The organism is Halomonas sp. MCCC 1A11062, assembly GCF_021404355.1.
GTDB lineage: Bacteria > Pseudomonadota > Gammaproteobacteria > Pseudomonadales > Halomonadaceae > Halomonas > Halomonas aerodenitrificans.
This window is the reverse complement of record NZ_JABFTW010000018.1, coordinates 41,380-56,932: the sequence shown is the minus strand read 5'-3', so window position 1 is coordinate 56,932 and position 15,553 is coordinate 41,380. Positions and strand designations below refer to the sequence as shown.

The following is a 15,553-nucleotide window of genomic DNA, read 5'->3' as shown; positions in this document are numbered from 1 at the left end:
TCGCTGTCAGCGATGGGTCTGCGCCTCGACCACGGCGAAAGCGCTCATGTTGGCGATGCCCCTTGCGGTCACCGTGCGGTTGAGCACATGCACCGGCTTGGCGGCCCCCAGCAGGATGGGCCCCACCGACACGCCGTTGCCCAGCACCTTCAGCGCGGTGAAGGCGATGTTCGCCGCGTCCAGGTTGGGCATGATCAGCAGGTTGGCCTCACCCTCGAGCAGCGAATCGGGCAGGATGCGTCCGCGTACGCCCATGGAGAGCGCCGAGTCGGCCTGCATCTCGCCATCCACCACCAGCTCCGGATCGCGTTCGCGGATCAGCGCCAGCGCTTCACGCATCTTCACCGCGCTGGCGAAGTCGGAGCTGCCGAAGTTGGAGTGGGAGACCAGGGCGGCCCGGGGGGTGATGCCGAAACGTCGCACCTGCTCCGCGGCCAGCAGGGTGATCTCGGCGATCTGGCTGGCGTCGGGGTCGTAGTTGACGAAGGGGTCGGCAATGAACAGCGTGGCCCGCTCGAGGATCAGCAGCTGCAGGGCGGCAGGCGTGCTGACGCCCTCGCGCAGGCCGATGACGTCCAGCACCAGATCCAGGTGCTCGTGGTAGGTGCCCACGGGGCCGGCGATCACGGCATCCACCTCGCCCCGGCGCAGCAGCAGCGAGGCCAGGATGGTGGAGCGGCTGCGCACGCGCTTCTCGGCGGCCTCGGGATGCACGCCACGCCGTCCCATCAGCTGGTGGTACTCGCTGGCCAGGGTGGAGCAGTCGGGATAGTCCCGCGCGTCGATCAGCTCGAAATCGACGCCGGCCCTCACCGGCAGGCCCAGCTCTTCGATGCGCGCCTCGATGACCTTACGGCGGCCGATCAGCACGGGCTTGGCATAGTGCTGGCTGACGCAGACCTCCATGGCACGCAGGACGCGCTCGTCCTCGCCTTCGGCGTAGAGCAGGCGCAGCGGGTTCTGCCGAGCCCGCTCGAACACCGGCTCCATCACGTTGCCGGAGCGGTATACCAGCCGCGACAACGAGCGGGCATAGGCCTTCAGGTCGGCGATGGGTCGGGTGGCTACACCGCTGTCCATGGCGGCCTTGGCCACTGCCGGCGGGATGGTGTCGATCAGACGCGGGTCGAAGGGTTTGGGCAGGATGTAGTCCGGGCCAAAGGTCAACGCCTGGCCGCCATAGGCCACCGCCACCGTTTCCGGCACAGTGGTGGTCGCCATGTCGGCGATGGCCTTGACGGTGGCCAGCTTCATCTCCTCGTTGATCGTGGTGGCGCCGCAGTCCAGCGCTCCGCGGAAGATGAACGGGAAGCACAGCACGTTGTTGACCTGGTTGGGGTAGTCCGAGCGCCCGGTAGCGATCACCGCATCCGGGCGTATCGCCTTGGCCTCTTCCGGCATGATCTCCGGGATGGGATTGGCCATGGCCAGGATCAGCGGGCGGTCGGCCATGGTGGCCACCATCTCCGGCTTGAGCGCGCCCCCGGCCGAGAGACCGAAGAACACGTCGGCCCCCTCGATGGCATCGGCCAGAGTGCGGGCCTCGGTGGCCACCGCGTAACGCGCCTTGTAGGGATCCATGTCGTCGGTGCGCTCGGTGTGGACCACGCCGCTGCGGTCGCAGACCAGGATGTTCTCCGGGCGTACCCCCAGGGAGACCGCCAGGTCCAGACAGGCCAGGGCCGCAGAGCCCGCGCCGTTGCACACCAGGCGGATATCCCCGAGCTCCTTGCCCACCACCCGCAGGCCGTTGAGCAGGGCGGCCCCCGCCACGATGGCGGTACCGTGCTGGTCGTCGTGAAAGACCGGGATCTTCATCCGCTCGCGCAGACGACGCTCGATCTCGAAGCACTCCGGTGCCTTGATGTCCTCCAGGTTGATGCCGCCGAAGGTCGCCTCCAGGCCGGCGATGATCTCGATCAGCTTGTCCGGGTCGCGCTCCTCAATCTCGATATCGAACACGTCCACGTCAGCGAACTTCTTGAACAGTACGGCCTTGCCTTCCATGACCGGCTTGGAGGCCAGAGCGCCGATGGCCCCCAGCCCCAGAACCGCCGTGCCATTGCTGACCACGGCTACTAGGTTGCCGCGGGCGGTGTACTCGGCGGCCTGGAGAGGGTCGCGCTCTATCTCCTCACAGGCCGAGGCCACACCGGGAGAGTAAGCCAGGGACAGATCCCGCTGGCTGGCCATGGGCTTGGTTGCCTGGATCGCCAGCTTGCCGGGGCGGGGGAACCGATGATATTGCAAGGCGCTGTCGCGCAAATCGTCTGCCATGTGCTTCGCCTCTTCTCGCTTTCACACTGCGCGGCGATAGAGGAGTCGATGATCGCGTTGCCGATCGCCTTCTCGAACTGTTGCCAGGCCGGTTCCGCTGGCCACACCACAATTCCCTCTACGCCGCACTCAGCTCGTCATGTCGTGCCCACTTGTCATTGTAGGAGCCGCGCGTCTCATGGGGCGCAGTCTGCATTCAGCAACCAATGCGCCTAAATGAGTGAAAGAAAAGGCTTTCAATCGCTTAGCGAACCGCTATGCGACTTTGGTCGCAGCAACGACGACTCAGGTTTGACTGGATATGTGCACAATCGGCGAATTCGGCATACGAAGTTCCGCACAGCAACGCAAGCGACTGCCTTGCCTACGAATTATCCTCGCGAAAGGAACCGGCAGCGGTAGCAGGCGCACCATGCCTCGTGCGCATTCCCGCACAGGCAGCCTGCGCCCCGGCCCCTTGTGCCCCCGTCCCTCGTGTTCCCCACCATAGCAGCAGGCCCCGCACGGCGAAGCCGGCGGGGCCTGTCATTTCGAGCTTGGGCGAGTGCTTACAAACCGGCGGCCTGACGCAGCGCTGCGGCACGATCAGTGCGCTCCCAGGGGAAGGCGGTGAAGGTCTCGGTGTGCTCCTGGCCCTTGGTGTCCTTCCAGTGGTAGCTGGTCTCGAAGGGCTCGCGACCGAAGTGGCCGTAGGCCGCGGTGAGCTGATACATCGGGTGCAGCAGATCGAGCATGCGGGTGATGGCAAAGGGGCGCAGATCGAAGTGCTCGCGCGTCAGCTCGATGATGCGCGCCTCGTCCACCTTGGCCGTGCCGAAAGTGTTGATCGACACCGAGGTGGGCTCGGCTACGCCGATGGCGTAGGAGACCTGGATCTCACAGCGGTCGGCGAGCCCGGCGGCAACGATGTTCTTGGCCACGTAGCGCCCGGCGTAGGCGGCGCTGCGGTCGACCTTGGAGGGGTCCTTCCCGGAGAAAGCACCGCCGCCGTGGCGCGCCATGCCGCCGTAGGTATCGACGATGATCTTGCGCCCGGTGAGGCCACAGTCGCCTACCGGGCCGCCGATGACGAACTTGCCGGTAGGGTTGATGTGGTACTTGGTCGACTCGGTCAGCCACTCCGCCGGGATCACCTCCTCGATGATCTCGCGCTTGACCATGCGCCGCAGCTCCTCCTGATCGATCTCCGGCGCGTGCTGGGTCGAGAGCACCACCGCCTCGACCGCGCAGGGCATTCCCGCCTCATCGTAGCGGAAGGTGACCTGGCTCTTGGCATCCGGGCGCAGCCAAGGCAGCAGGCCGTGCTTGCGCAGCTCGGCCTGACGTTCCACCAGGCGATGGGCGTAGTGGATCGGCGCCGGCATGTAGGTGTCGGTCTCGTTGGTGGCGTAGCCGAACATCAGGCCCTGATCGCCCGCCCCCTGATCCTCCGGCTTGCTGCGATCCACGCCCTGGGCGATGTCCACGCTCTGCTTGCCGATCAGGTTGAGCACGCCGCAGGTCTCACCGTCGAAACCGACCTCGGAGGAGGTATAGCCGATCTCGATGATCACCTTGCGCACCAGCTCTTCCAGGTCGACCCAGGCCGAGGTGGTAATCTCGCCGGCGACGATGGCCACCCCGGTCTTGACCAGCGTCTCGCAGGCCACTCGGGCATGCTTGTCGCGGGCAATGATGGCGTCCAGCACCGCATCGGAGATCTGATCGGCGATCTTGTCCGGATGTCCCTCGGAGACGGATTCGGAGGTGAACAGGGAATATTCGCTCATGCGTGTCGACCCTTCTATGTATCGGCAAGCTTTAATATCGATAAGCTTTAGTATGGCAAGCGCTAGTATCGGCAAGGCGCGGCGGTGCGTCGAAGCAGGGTGACGACACCTCATGCTGCATGATGCCTGGCTTCCTGCCTGGCGAGCCTGCAGCGCTGTGAGCACCCGAGTTTACATGCTGCCACCCGGGCTGGCACCCGTCATTTGATGACCGGCGGCAAGTCGGCGACAATAGGCGGCCGAATTCGACTGCGCCGTGCCTTCCTGCGGCGCCCAGCCAGAACGCTATCGGCAGGCCCGGCAGGCCGCCGTTGACTTGCCCCATTCTGCCGCAGGCGAGGAGCTTACCCAAATGCCATCCCGTTTCGAACTGGCCAATGCCATTCGCGCCCTGTCCATGGATGCCGTCCAGAAGGCGAAATCCGGCCATCCCGGCGCGCCCATGGGCATGGCCGACATCGCCGAAGTGCTGTGGAACGACTACCTCAAGCACAACCCCGACGACCCGAAATGGCCCGACCGCGACCGCTTCGTGCTCTCCAACGGTCACGGCTCGATGCTGCTCTACTCCCTGCTGCACCTGACCGGCTACGATCTGGAGCTCGAGCAGCTGCGCAACTTCCGCCAGCTGCACTCCAAGACCGCCGGCCACCCCGAGTTCGGCTACGCCCCGGGCGTGGAGACCACCACCGGCCCGCTGGGCCAGGGCCTGGCCAATGCCGTGGGCATGGCCATCGCCGAGAAGACCCTGGCGGCACAGTTCAACCGCCCCGGCCACACCATCGTCGACCACCAGACCTACTGTTTCGCCGGTGACGGCTGCATGATGGAAGGCATCTCCCACGAGGTCTGCTCGCTGGCCGGCACCCTGGGCCTGGGCAAGCTCACGGTGTTCTACGATGACAACGGCATCTCCATCGATGGCGAGGTCGAGGGCTGGTTCACCGACGACACCGCCAAGCGCTTCGAGGCCTACGGCTGGCACGTGGTGCCCAACGTCGACGGTCACAATCCCGAAGAAATCAAGGCCGCCATCGAACTGGCCCGCAGCCACGAGGAGAAGCCGAGCCTGATCATCTGCAAGACGGTGATCGGCTTCGGCGCGCCCAACAAGCAAGGCAAGGAGGAGTGCCACGGCGCTCCGCTGGGCGACGAGGAAGTGGCCGCCGCGCGCAAGCAGCTCGACTGGCCCCACGCGCCGTTCCACATTCCCGAGCCCGTCTACCAGGGCTGGGACGCCCGCGAGCGCGGCAAGTCGCAGCAGGAAGACTGGCAGACCCGCTTCGCCCGCTACCGTGACGAGCACCCCGAGCTGGCCAAGGAGTTCAGCCGTCGCAACCAGTGCAAGCTGCCGACGGAGATCACCAGCGAAGCCTTCATCGAGAAGATGCAGCAGAAGGGCGAGACCATCGCCACGCGCAAGGCCTCGCTGTTGTGCCTCAACGAGCTCGGCCCGCAACTGCCCGAACTGCTCGGCGGCAGCGCCGACCTGGCGCCTTCCAATCTGACCTTCTGGAGCGGCGCCAAGCCGATCTCCCGCGAGAACCCGGGCGGCAACTACCTGCACTACGGTGTACGCGAGTTCGGCATGGGCGCGATCATGAACGGCATCGTGTTGCACGGTGGCTTCATCCCCTACGGCGCTACCTTCCTGATCTTCATGGAGTACATGCGCAACTCGGTGCGCATGGCGGCGCTGATGGGCAAGCGCGCCATCTACGTCTTCACCCACGACTCCATCGGCCTGGGCGAGGATGGCCCCACCCACCAGCCGATCGAGCAGCTGACCAGCCTGCGCAGCACGCCCAATCTGAGCACCTGGCGCCCCTGCGACGCGGTGGAGACTGCCGCCGCCTGGGACGCCGCGATCAAGCGCAACTCCGGTCCCACCGCGCTGGTGCTGTCGCGCCAGAACCTGCCGCACCAGGAGCGCAGCAAGCAGCAGCTGGCCGAGATCCAGCGCGGCGCTTATGTGCTGAAAGAGAGTCAGGGCGCCCCCGAGCTGATCCTGATCGCCACCGGCTCCGAAGTGGCGCTGGCCATGGCGGCCGCCGCCGAGCTGGAGGGCCAGGGCCGCGCTGTGCGTGTGGTCTCCATGCCCTCGGCCTACCGCTTCGACGGCCAGGACGCCGAGTACCGCGAGAAGGTGCTGCCGCGTGCGGTGACCAAGCGCATCGCCATCGAGGCCGGCCACGCCGACTACTGGTACAAGTATGTGGGCCTCGACGGCCGCGTGATCGGCATGACCACCTACGGCGAGTCCGCCCCGGCGGATGATCTGTTCAAGCACTTCGGCTTCACCAAGGAGAACGTGGTGAATCAGGCCAAGGAACTGCTGGGCTGAGGGCTTGCCCTAGCGGTAGCTAGTAGCATGTCGCTAATAGCATGAAGAAAGGGCATGACCGGCGGTCATGCCCTTTTTGCTTTGGCTGTTTGCCTGAGAGTGCTTGCTTGAGGGTACTCAGGCCACCGTCACGCTCTGGTCGAGATAGACGTCCTGAATGGCGTGCAGCAGCTCGCCCCCCTCGCTCATGGGCTTCTGGAACGCCTTGCGTCCGGAGATCAGGCCCATGCCGCCGGCGCGCTTGTTGATCACCGCAGTGCGCACCGCCTCGCCCAGGTCTGAGTGGCCCTTGGAGCCGCCGCCGGAGTTGATCAGCCCGGCACGGCCCATGTAGCAGCAGGCCACCTGATAGCGAGCCAGGTCGATGGGGTGCTCCGAGGTCAGCTCGCTGTAGACCTTGGCGTGAGTGTGGCCGAAGCCGATGTCCTGATAACCGCCGTTGGTCTCGGGCAGCTTCTGCTTGACGATGTCGGCCTTGAGGGTCGCCGCCAGGTGGTTGGCCTGGCCGGTGAGATCCGCCGCCACGTGGTAGTCCTTGCCCTCGTGCTTGAAGCCAGGGTTGCGCAGGTAGGCCCACAGCACCGTGGCCATGCCCAGCTGGTGAGCACGCTCGAAGGCCTCACTGATCTCCATGATCTGGCGACGGCTCTCGGGGGAGCCGAAATAGATGGTCGCCCCTACCGCCACGCAGCCCATGTCGTGGGCCTGCTCCACTTCGGCGAACAGGGTCTGGTCGTACATCGCCGGGTAGCTCAGCGTCTCGTTGTGGTTGAGCTTGAGCATCATCGGAATACGATGGGCGTAGCGCCGCGCCACCGACGAGAGCACGCCCAGGGTGGAGGCCACACCGTTGCAGCCGCCCTCGATGGCCAGCTCGACGATGTTGGCCGGGTCGAAGTAGCGCGGGTTGGGGGCGAACGAGGCGCCCGCCGAGTGCTCGATGCCCTGGTCCACCGGCAGCAGGCTGAGGTAGCCGGTGCCGGCCAGGCGACCGTGGCCGAACATCGCCTGCAGGCTGCGCATCACCGCCGGGCTGCGGTCGCTGTCGGCGACGACCCGGCTGACGAAATCCGGCCCCGGCAAGTGCAACTGTTCGCGGGGAAAGCCACGGCAACGGTGATCCAGCAGGTATTCGGCGTCGTCACCCAGCAGTTGGGTAATGTCGGTCATGTCTTCCTCTCCATGGTGTCGTGAATCGCTATTCCCAGCGTAGTGAAAACCGTACCGAGCGTTGCCCCTGCTTGCAAACGGAAGCGCCCTTTCACAAGGAAAGGGCGCTTCGCATCATGCAGCCTGTATCTCTATGCGTCGGCTCCTGTGCCTCTCCTTCCTCGGCAATCGCAGATGGAGCACGCCGTTTTCCAGGCGCGCCTCAATGGCAGCGGTATCGATCTCGTGGCTGAGCGTGAAGCGCCGCTCGTAGCGCTGCGCCTGAGCTTCGGCATAAGTGGCCGACAGGCCCTCGGGCATGTCGATGCGAATCTCGCCTTCGATGCTGAGCAGATTGCCATCGACCTCCACGTTCAGCCCCTCGGGAGTGACCCCTGGCATGTCGGCAACCACGAACAGCGCATCGTTCTCCTCATAGATATCCACGGGTGGCCGCATTGCCCGGCTACGCCGCTCGCGCGCCGGCACACTGGCCTGCGCCTCATGACGAGTGACTTCATTCATGTTCATCACCTCCAATGCACTGACTTGACGCAATCGTGACATCGAAGCGACTCATGCCGCCTGGACATCGATGCGACGCGGCTTGAGCTCCTCTCGCTTGGGCAGATGGATCTCGAACACCCCGTCATGACAGCGCGCCTCGGCACGCTCCACGTCGATGCCGTCGGGCAGGCTGATGGAGCGCACGAATTCGCCGTCGAAGCGCTCACGACGGAAGCAAGGCCGCTTGCGATCGCCCGCTTTCTCTCCCGGCAGGGCATCGCGCCGCCCGCGCAGGGTCAGCACGTTATCCTGCACGCTGATGTCGAGATCCTCCCGGGCCAGGCCGGCGGCGAGCACGTACACGCGAACGGCATCGTCGGTGCGTCCGACGTTGATCATCGGGAAGCTGCCGCGGGGCACCGAGCGGATGTCCGCGGCACCCTCCTGGAAGATCTCATCGAGCCACGGGCGGAACCAGTCGAGGCCCGAGCCGATGCCATTATCGAAACGCTTGAGATCTCCGAACATATCGAACACCTCCTACGCTTGGCAGATCGTTGACAGGTAAGGTCATCCGAGCACGACACATGAGGCCGAAACCTGCTGTGCCGTATCGTTTCAATAGGGTCTCGGCGCGTTTTTTCAAGAGCTGCAACAGGCCTGACCTGCCCAGGTGGGGCCAACGACGGGAGCGCGGACGACAAGGGGAAAAAAAAGCCCAGATGCGCTAGAATCGCCGCTTTCCGTCGGCAAGAGCGAGTTTCCCGCCCCATGGCCCAGCGTATCGCCATCAACGGTTACGGTCGTATCGGTCAGTGTGTGCTGCGCGCACTGCTGGAGCGGCAGTTGAACCGCTCCGGCGCCCAGGCGCTGGAAGTGATAGCGATCAACGAGCTCTCCGACCTGGACACCATCGCCTACCTGACCCGCTACGACACCACCCACGGTCGCTTCCCGGGGCAGGTGACGACCGCCGGGGATCGCATGATCGTCGACGGCTCGTCCATCACGATTCTCACCGAGCCGGAGCCAAGCCGCCTGCCCTGGGCAGAACTCGGCATCGACCTGGTACTGGAGTGCTCCGGCAGCTTCAAGGATCGCGCCACCGCCGAGGCGCATCTTGCCGCCGGGGCCGGACGGCTGCTGTTCTCCCAGCCCGCCGAGAGCGACGTCGACGCCACCATCGTCTGCGGTATCAACGACGGCGAACTGGCCGCCGAGCACCGCATCGTCTCGGCCGCATCGTGCACCACCAACTGCCTGGTGCCGGTGCTCACGGTACTCGACCGGGCGCTGGGCATCGAGCACGGCGTTACCACCACCGTGCACTCGGCGATGAACGACCAGCCGGTGATCGACGCCTACCACCAGACCGACCTGCGCCTGACGCGCTCGGCGATGCACTCCATCGTGCCCGTCGACACCAGCCTGGCCCGCGGCATCAACCGCCTGATGCCGCACCTGGCCGGACGCTTCGAATGTCTGCACATGCGCGTGCCGACGATCAACGTCTCGGCCATGGACCTGTCGCTCTGCGTACGCCGCGACACCACCGCCGCCGAGGTCAACGCCCTGCTGCGCGAGGCCAGCGACGGCCCCCTGGCCGGCCTGCTCGGCTACACCGAGGAGCCCATGGCCTCGATCGACTTCAACCACGACCCCCGCTCGGGTATCGTTGACGCCACTCAAACCCGGGTGGCGGGCAAACGCCTGATCAAGCTGCTGTGCTGGTTCGACAACGAGTGGGGCTTCGCCAACCGCATGCTCGACGTCGCCCAGCGCCTGGCGGTGCTACCCGCGGCGAGCCGCTGACCCGGCTTCGGTTTCCCTCAATCAAGGAAAGGAAGACGCCCGATGAACGTGCTCAAGATGACCGACCTGGCATTGCAAGGTAAGCGAGTACTGATCCGCGAGGACCTGAACGTACCCGTCAAGCACGGCAAGGTGACCAGCGACGCCCGTCTGCGGGCCAGCCTGCCGACCATCAAGGCAGCCGCGGAAGCCGGCGCCAAGGTCATGCTGATGAGCCACCTGGGGCGCCCCACCGAAGGCGAACCGGCCGCGGAGTTCTCGCTGGCGCCGGTGGCCGAGCGCCTCGGCGAACTGCTCGGACGCCCGGTGCGGCTGGTCGAGGACTATCTCGACACCGCCCAGGATCTGGCCGAAGGCGAAGTGGTGTTGCTCGAGAACGTACGCTTCAACGTCGGCGAGAAGAAGGACGACGAGACTCTCGCCCAGCAGTATGCCGCCCTGTGCGACATCTACGTGATGGACGCCTTCGGCACCGCCCACCGCGCCCAGGCCTCCACGCACGGCGTGGCACGCTTCGCCCCGCAGGCCTGCGCCGGACCGCTGCTGGCCGCGGAGCTCGATGCCCTGGAAAAGGCGCTGGCCACGCCCAAGCGCCCCATGGTCGCCATCGTAGGCGGCTCCAAGGTCTCGACCAAGCTCGAGGTGCTCAACGCCCTCTCCGCCAAGTGCGACCAGCTCATCGTCGGCGGCGGCATCGCCAACACCTTCATCGCCGCGGCCGGCCACAACGTGGGCAAGTCGCTGTATGAAGCCGACCTGGTCGCCCAGGCCAAGGCCCTGATGGCCAAAGTCGAGATCCCGCTGCCCACCGATGTGGTGGTGGCCACCGAGTTCTCCGAATCGGCCGAAGCCGTGGTCAAGCCGGTCGATCAGGTAAGCGACGACGAGATGATCCTCGACATCGGCCCCGACACCGCGGGCCGACTGGCCGGCCTGCTCAAGGACGCCGGCACCATCCTGTGGAACGGCCCGGTAGGCGTGTTCGAGATCGACCAGTTCGGCAAGGGCACCGAGGCGCTGTCGCACGCCATCGCCGAGAGCAACGGCTTCTCCATCGCCGGCGGCGGCGACACCCTGGCCGCCATCGACAAGTACGACATTGCGCAGCAGGTCTCCTACATCTCCACCGGCGGTGGCGCTTTCCTCGAGTACGTCGAGGGCAAGGTGCTGCCGGCGGTGAAGGCGCTGGAAGACGCTGCACACTGACCCGACCCGCCGCCGTCCGGCCATGCCGGGCGGCAGCCCTAGTCCCCAGACAGATCGAAACAGAACAGGTGAGATCATGGCACTGATCAGCATGCGTCAGATGCTGGACCACGCCGCCGAGCGCGGCTACGGCATTCCGGCATTCAACGTCAACAACCTCGAGCAGATGCGCGCCATCATGGAAGCGGCCGACACCACCGACTCCCCGGTGATCGTCCAGGCCTCTGCCGGTGCGCGCAAGTACGCTGGCGCGCCCTTCCTTCGCCATCTCATCCTGGCCGCGGTGGAAGAGTTCCCCCACATCCCGGTGGTGATGCACCAGGACCACGGCACCTCGCCGGCGGTGTGTCAGCGCTCGATCCAGCTCGGCTTCTCCTCGGTGATGATGGACGGCTCGCTGGGCGAGGACGGCAAGACCCCGATGGATTACGACTACAACGTCGACGTCACCCGTCGCACCGTCGAGATGGCCCACGCCTGCGGCGTCTCGGTGGAGGGCGAGCTGGGCTGTCTGGGCAGCCTGGAGACCGGCATGGCCGGCGAAGAGGACGGCATCGGCGCCGAGGGCGTGCTCTCCCACGACCAGCTGCTGACCGACCCGGAAGAGGCCGCCGCGTTCGTCAAGGCGACCCAGGTCGATGCCCTGGCCATCGCCATCGGCACCAGTCACGGTGCCTACAAGTTCACCAAGCCGCCCACCGGCGACACCTTGTCGATCCAGCGCATCAAGGAGATCCACGCCCGCATTCCGGATACTCATCTGGTGATGCATGGCTCTTCCTCGGTGCCCCAGGAGTGGCTCGCCGTGATCAACGAGTTCGGCGGCGAGATCCCCGAGACCTACGGCGTGCCGGTCGAGGAGATCGTCGAAGGCATCAAGTACGGCGTGCGCAAGGTCAACATCGACACCGACCTGCGTCTGGCATCCACCGGCGCGGTGCGTCGCTTCCTGGCCAAGCACCCGGGCGAGTTCGACCCGCGCAAGTATCTCAAGGAGACCGTCACGGCCATGCGCGACATCTGCATCGCCCGCTACGAGGCCTTCGGCACCGCCGGCAATGCCAGCCGCATCAAGCCGATCAGCCTCGAAGCGATGTACGAGCGCTACGCCCGCGGCGAGCTGGACCCGAAGGTGAAGTGATCCCGCAGCATTCGACAACGACAGGCGGCCCCGGTGGGCCGCCTTTTTCATTCGCCCTCGCTGACATTCCCTCGCGTGGCCGCTTTGCCTACCGCACAACCCAGGTTATTGCAGCGCAACAATGTTCGGGCGCATAGTCGCGAGAGTTACCCCGCACAAGGAGGCCTGGTATGAAGACGATGACGCCCTATTCGCTGGTTCCGCTCAACCCCGCCGCCATGATGGACGTATGGAAGCTTGGCATCATGGCATTCGAACTCTGGTCGACGTCACTCTCCACCATCACCATGCGCCATGGACTGTGGCAGACCCAGTCTCCCACCAGCGCCCGCATGCTCAGAGAGAATCAGCGCATGGTGACCGAAAAGCTCGAGGCCGGCCTGGAGACCGGTTTCGAGATACAGAAAGCCATGCTGCAGATGGCCTTTGGCCAGAGCAATCCCTGGTGGCACACCGGTCGACGCACCATGGCGCCTTACCACCGCCGCAGCAGTGCCAATTCGCGGCGGCTCGCCAAGCGACGCTGACCTTGCATGGCGGCCCAGGGCCTACCTACAGTTAAGAGGCAGTTGCCAAGGAGAGGTCGACATGAAGTCACGCACGCTGACCGGAGGCATCCTGGCCGCAATGCTCGTCACCACCTCGGCGCTCGCAGCACCGGAGAGCGCCGACACCGACGACCCGTCCCAGGTAGAAGGCATGCATCCGGAGGAATCGGAACAGCAGCTCGATGCAAGACCCAACCCCATCGATCAGGCCAGGGTGGAAGTCGGCGAGCAGGAGCCCTTCGGCCGCTACCTGACTAACCAGAACGGCAAGAGCCTCTACATGTTCGAGCAGGATGAGCAAGGCGGCGAGTACTCCACCTGCTACGAGACCTGTGCTATTGCCTGGCCGCCCTACACCACCGAGGAAGCGCCCGCCGCCGGCGAGCATGTCGATGCCGAGCGCCTGGGTACGATCGAACGTGACGACGGCACGCGGCAGGTCACCTACGACGGCTGGCCACTCTATTTCTTCGCCCGTGACGTCTACCCCAGCGATGCACTCGGCCAGGGCATGGATCACATGGGTGGCCGCTGGTACCTGATCGCTCCCGGCGGCGAGATCATCGAGGACGAAGGACCGGAGCAGGCCGACCCGGTGGAGCCAAGTAGCCCCTGACCCCACAGACAGGCCGGCGAACATGACCGCTCATTACTTCGCCTGCTAAACTCTCCGGTCTTGTCCGAGACCGGAGTCCGCATGCCTGCCGCCGCCAAGTCCTTGCCTACCCCGCGCCAGTGGATCTCCCTCTTCGCCACGGTCGCGGTGACCCTTTTTCTGCTGCTGAGCCCCGAGCTGCCGCTGCTGGTGAGAGCCGGCGCGGTGATCGGGCTGTGCATCGGGCTGTGGGCGACCGGCTGGCTGCCGCAGTGGCTGACGGCGCTGGTGTTCTTCACTCTGTGTACCGTGGCCGGGGTGGCCTCGGCGGACATCGTCTTCGCCGGCTTCGGCTCGGCGGCGACCTGGCTGGTGTTCTCCGGGCTGATCATCGGGGCGGCGATTCAGTACACGGGGCTCGGCAATACGCTTGCCCGGGGCGTCGGCCCCTGGCTGGAGGGTTCCTATCGGCGCGCGCTGATCGGGGTGATTCTGCTGGGTCTGGCGATGGCCTTCTTCATGCCATCCGGCATGGGGCGCATCCTGCTGATGGTGCCGATACTTACCACCCTGGCCGACCATCTGGGCTACGAACCCGGCGACAAGGGCCGCACCGGGCTGATTCTCGGCGGCATGATGGGCACCTTCCTGCCCACCTACGCCATCCTGCCCGCCAACGTGCCCAACAACGTGCTGATGGGTGCCGCCGAGGCGGTACTGGGCACGCCGCCCAACTACAGCGAGTACCTGCTGCTGCACTTCCCGGTGCTGGGACTGCTCAAGACGCTGCTGCTGATCGCGGTGATGCTGTGGCTCTACCCGGCACACGCGCCCAGGCACAGCGACTCGGTTACCGAGAGGCCCCGTCTCTCACGCCCCGAACTCGGCCTGGCAGCGCTGCTCTCGGTGGCAGTGCTGCTGTGGATGAGCGATGCCTGGCACGGTATCTCCCCGGCCTGGATCGGCATGCTGGTGGCACTGGTCTGCTTGTTTCCCGGCAGCCGCCTGATGGGCGCCAACCCCCTGCAGTCGATCAGCTTCGACTCGTTTCTCTACGTCGCCGGCATCGTCAGCCTCGGTGCCTTGGCCTTCCACAGCGGCCTGGGGGAGCGAGTGGCAGGCAGCCTGCTCTCGGTGCTGCCGCTGCGCGAGGCCACCGATGCCGCTGCCTTCGGCATGCTCTCGGGGCTTGCCATGGTACTTGGCACGCTGGTCACGCTACCGGGTATCCCCGCCATCCTGACCCCCATGGCACCGGGGCTCGCCACCATCACCGGCTGGACGCCCGAAGCCGTCTACATGACTCAAGTGGTGGGGTTCTCCACGGTGCTGCTGCCCTATCAGGCGCCGCCCTTGATCGTCGGCATCCTGGCGGCACGCATCTCCCTGCGCGAGACCGCCAGGCTGTGCCTGATCACGGCCCTGCTCAGCGTGCTGTTGCTGTGGCCGCTGAACTATCTCTGGTGGGAGTGGCTCGGCTGGATCTGAGCCGTTTTTGCGGCAGAAACGAGTCGCCCCCGGCCTTGGCCGGGGGCGACAAGAGGGGAACTACCCGCTCAGGCGATTACCAATCCTGGTCATCGTCCTCATCGGTTTCCCACTCTTCCTCTTCATCTTCGGTTTCCCACTCGTCATCAGCGGTTTCCCACTCTTCCTCTTCGTTCTCCTCTTCCCACTCGTCAGCGTCCCACTCTTCCTCCTCGTTCTCGTACTCAATGCCATCGATCACGGGAGCCTGGCCGCTGGTTTCCGGAGCGGTCTCTTCAGGGAAGGTATCCTGGCCCTCTTGCTCTTCTTCATCAAAACCGGCCATGGCCAGCGGGCTGGCACTCAGGCCAAAAGTAATACCGACGATACCGAGCTTCTTGAGGAATTCCTTGGACATCATGTTCGTACCTCCAGCGAAGTTTGAACTGCTTTCCTGAATGATTCGAAACCCCTGTGACAGTGATTCCGATCGGCCCTTTGTATAAAGCGAGATGCAGGCCAACCTGCCAAATATCAATAAAAGCACATTAAAAACATTAACTTATAATTATGCCAAGCACATCAATGGGATCGTGAAGAAACCGAGACAGTGGAGAAATATGGCACATGGGCACAAAATGACCGTGTCAGGGCCACTTAGCCTATGCTCACGAACAGTTCAGAATAACGCCTCATTAACATTGCACCCGGCGATATAATCGGACATAAACAAAACCG

Annotated in this window: 13 protein-coding genes; 7 read left to right on the top strand and 6 right to left on the bottom strand. The window is 65.0% G+C overall.

Features of this window, described 5'->3' with window-relative positions; all coding sequences use genetic code 11:
- Window positions 1-6: 6 nt before the first annotated feature.
- Window positions 7-2,277 (bottom strand): NADP-dependent malic enzyme, encoded by a 2,271-nt coding sequence (locus tag HOP58_RS23280; protein ID WP_234260995.1) that lies wholly within the window; start codon window positions 2,275-2,277, stop codon window positions 7-9.
- A 548-nt stretch (window positions 2,278-2,825) separates the two neighbouring features.
- Window positions 2,826-4,046, bottom strand: a complete 1,221-nt coding sequence (metK, locus tag HOP58_RS17205; protein WP_234260994.1) for a methionine adenosyltransferase — start codon at window positions 4,044-4,046, stop codon at window positions 2,826-2,828.
- A gap of 352 nt (window positions 4,047-4,398) precedes the next feature.
- Here metK and tkt point away from each other — a divergent pair, with 352 nt between their 5' ends.
- The gene (gene tkt, locus HOP58_RS17200) at window positions 4,399-6,390 is read left to right on the top strand and encodes a transketolase (RefSeq protein WP_010626420.1); all 1,992 of its coding nucleotides are present in this window, start codon (window positions 4,399-4,401) and stop codon (window positions 6,388-6,390) included.
- Window positions 6,391-6,507: 117 nt separating this feature from the next.
- Here the strand turns inward: tkt and HOP58_RS17195 are convergent, their stop codons facing one another.
- The 3 genes from HOP58_RS17195 to HOP58_RS17185 all read right to left on the bottom strand — a co-directional run bounded on the left by HOP58_RS17195 (window position 6,508) and on the right by HOP58_RS17185 (window position 8,574).
- Window positions 6,508-7,560, bottom strand: a complete 1,053-nt coding sequence (locus HOP58_RS17195) for a class I fructose-bisphosphate aldolase (protein ID WP_234260993.1) — start codon at window positions 7,558-7,560, stop codon at window positions 6,508-6,510.
- 114 nt (window positions 7,561-7,674) lie between these two features.
- Complete coding sequence (locus HOP58_RS17190) at window positions 7,675-8,064, bottom strand: Hsp20/alpha crystallin family protein (RefSeq protein ID WP_010626418.1); 390 nt, start codon at window positions 8,062-8,064, stop codon at window positions 7,675-7,677.
- 51 nt (window positions 8,065-8,115) lie between these two features.
- A complete protein-coding gene (locus tag HOP58_RS17185; protein WP_010626417.1) occupies window positions 8,116-8,574 on the bottom strand; it encodes an Hsp20/alpha crystallin family protein in 459 nt (152 codons plus the stop codon).
- 243 nt (window positions 8,575-8,817) lie between these two features.
- Here HOP58_RS17185 and HOP58_RS17180 point away from each other — a divergent pair, with 243 nt between their 5' ends.
- The 6 genes from HOP58_RS17180 to HOP58_RS17155 all read left to right on the top strand — a co-directional run bounded on the left by HOP58_RS17180 (window position 8,818) and on the right by HOP58_RS17155 (window position 14,836).
- Window positions 8,818-9,858: a glyceraldehyde 3-phosphate dehydrogenase NAD-binding domain-containing protein gene (locus tag HOP58_RS17180; protein WP_234260992.1), complete on the top strand. Its 1,041-nt coding sequence runs from the start codon at window positions 8,818-8,820 to the stop codon at window positions 9,856-9,858.
- A 42-nt stretch (window positions 9,859-9,900) separates the two neighbouring features.
- Window positions 9,901-11,064: a phosphoglycerate kinase gene (locus HOP58_RS17175; protein WP_234260991.1), complete on the top strand. Its 1,164-nt coding sequence runs from the start codon at window positions 9,901-9,903 to the stop codon at window positions 11,062-11,064.
- Between the two features lie 76 nt (window positions 11,065-11,140).
- Complete coding sequence (fba, locus tag HOP58_RS17170) at window positions 11,141-12,205, top strand: class II fructose-bisphosphate aldolase (protein ID WP_234260990.1); 1,065 nt, start codon at window positions 11,141-11,143, stop codon at window positions 12,203-12,205.
- Between the two features lie 170 nt (window positions 12,206-12,375).
- On the top strand, window positions 12,376-12,732 hold the full coding sequence (locus tag HOP58_RS17165) for a hypothetical protein (RefSeq protein ID WP_234260989.1): 357 nt from the start codon (window positions 12,376-12,378) through the stop codon (window positions 12,730-12,732).
- Window positions 12,733-12,793: 61 nt separating this feature from the next.
- A complete protein-coding gene (locus tag HOP58_RS17160) occupies window positions 12,794-13,369 on the top strand; it encodes a hypothetical protein (protein WP_234260988.1) in 576 nt (191 codons plus the stop codon).
- A gap of 81 nt (window positions 13,370-13,450) precedes the next feature.
- Window positions 13,451-14,836, top strand: coding sequence for an SLC13 family permease (locus tag HOP58_RS17155; RefSeq protein ID WP_010626411.1), 1,386 nt, complete (start codon window positions 13,451-13,453; stop codon window positions 14,834-14,836).
- A gap of 76 nt (window positions 14,837-14,912) precedes the next feature.
- On the opposite strand, the gene HOP58_RS17150 is transcribed toward HOP58_RS17155, so the two are convergent.
- Entirely contained in the window at window positions 14,913-15,236 is a 324-nt protein-coding gene (locus HOP58_RS17150) for a hypothetical protein (protein WP_010626410.1), read from the bottom strand.
- Between the last annotated feature and the right edge of the window lie 317 nt (window positions 15,237-15,553).

What these genes read in the sequence shown, in the direction of transcription:
- fba (WP_234260990.1), top strand. Translation starts at nt 11,141, where the DNA reads ATGGCACTGATCAGCATGCGTCAGATGCTGGACCACGCCGCCGAGCGC.
- HOP58_RS17175 (WP_234260991.1), top strand. Translation starts at nt 9,901, where the DNA reads ATGAACGTGCTCAAGATGACCGACCTGGCATTGCAAGGTAAGCGAGTA.
- HOP58_RS23280 (WP_234260995.1), bottom strand. Translation starts at nt 2,277, where the DNA reads ATGGCAGACGATTTGCGCGACAGCGCCTTGCAATATCATCGGTTCCCC.
- metK (WP_234260994.1), bottom strand. Translation starts at nt 4,046, where the DNA reads ATGAGCGAATATTCCCTGTTCACCTCCGAATCCGTCTCCGAGGGACAT.
- tkt (WP_010626420.1), top strand. Translation starts at nt 4,399, where the DNA reads ATGCCATCCCGTTTCGAACTGGCCAATGCCATTCGCGCCCTGTCCATG.
- HOP58_RS17185 (WP_010626417.1), bottom strand. Translation starts at nt 8,574, where the DNA reads ATGTTCGGAGATCTCAAGCGTTTCGATAATGGCATCGGCTCGGGCCTC.
- HOP58_RS17180 (WP_234260992.1), top strand. Translation starts at nt 8,818, where the DNA reads ATGGCCCAGCGTATCGCCATCAACGGTTACGGTCGTATCGGTCAGTGT.
- HOP58_RS17155 (WP_010626411.1), top strand. Translation starts at nt 13,451, where the DNA reads ATGCCTGCCGCCGCCAAGTCCTTGCCTACCCCGCGCCAGTGGATCTCC.
- HOP58_RS17195 (WP_234260993.1), bottom strand. Translation starts at nt 7,560, where the DNA reads ATGACCGACATTACCCAACTGCTGGGTGACGACGCCGAATACCTGCTG.
- HOP58_RS17160 (WP_234260988.1), top strand. Translation starts at nt 12,794, where the DNA reads ATGAAGTCACGCACGCTGACCGGAGGCATCCTGGCCGCAATGCTCGTC.
- HOP58_RS17190 (WP_010626418.1), bottom strand. Translation starts at nt 8,064, where the DNA reads ATGAATGAAGTCACTCGTCATGAGGCGCAGGCCAGTGTGCCGGCGCGC.
- HOP58_RS17150 (WP_010626410.1), bottom strand. Translation starts at nt 15,236, where the DNA reads ATGATGTCCAAGGAATTCCTCAAGAAGCTCGGTATCGTCGGTATTACT.
- HOP58_RS17165 (WP_234260989.1), top strand. Translation starts at nt 12,376, where the DNA reads ATGAAGACGATGACGCCCTATTCGCTGGTTCCGCTCAACCCCGCCGCC.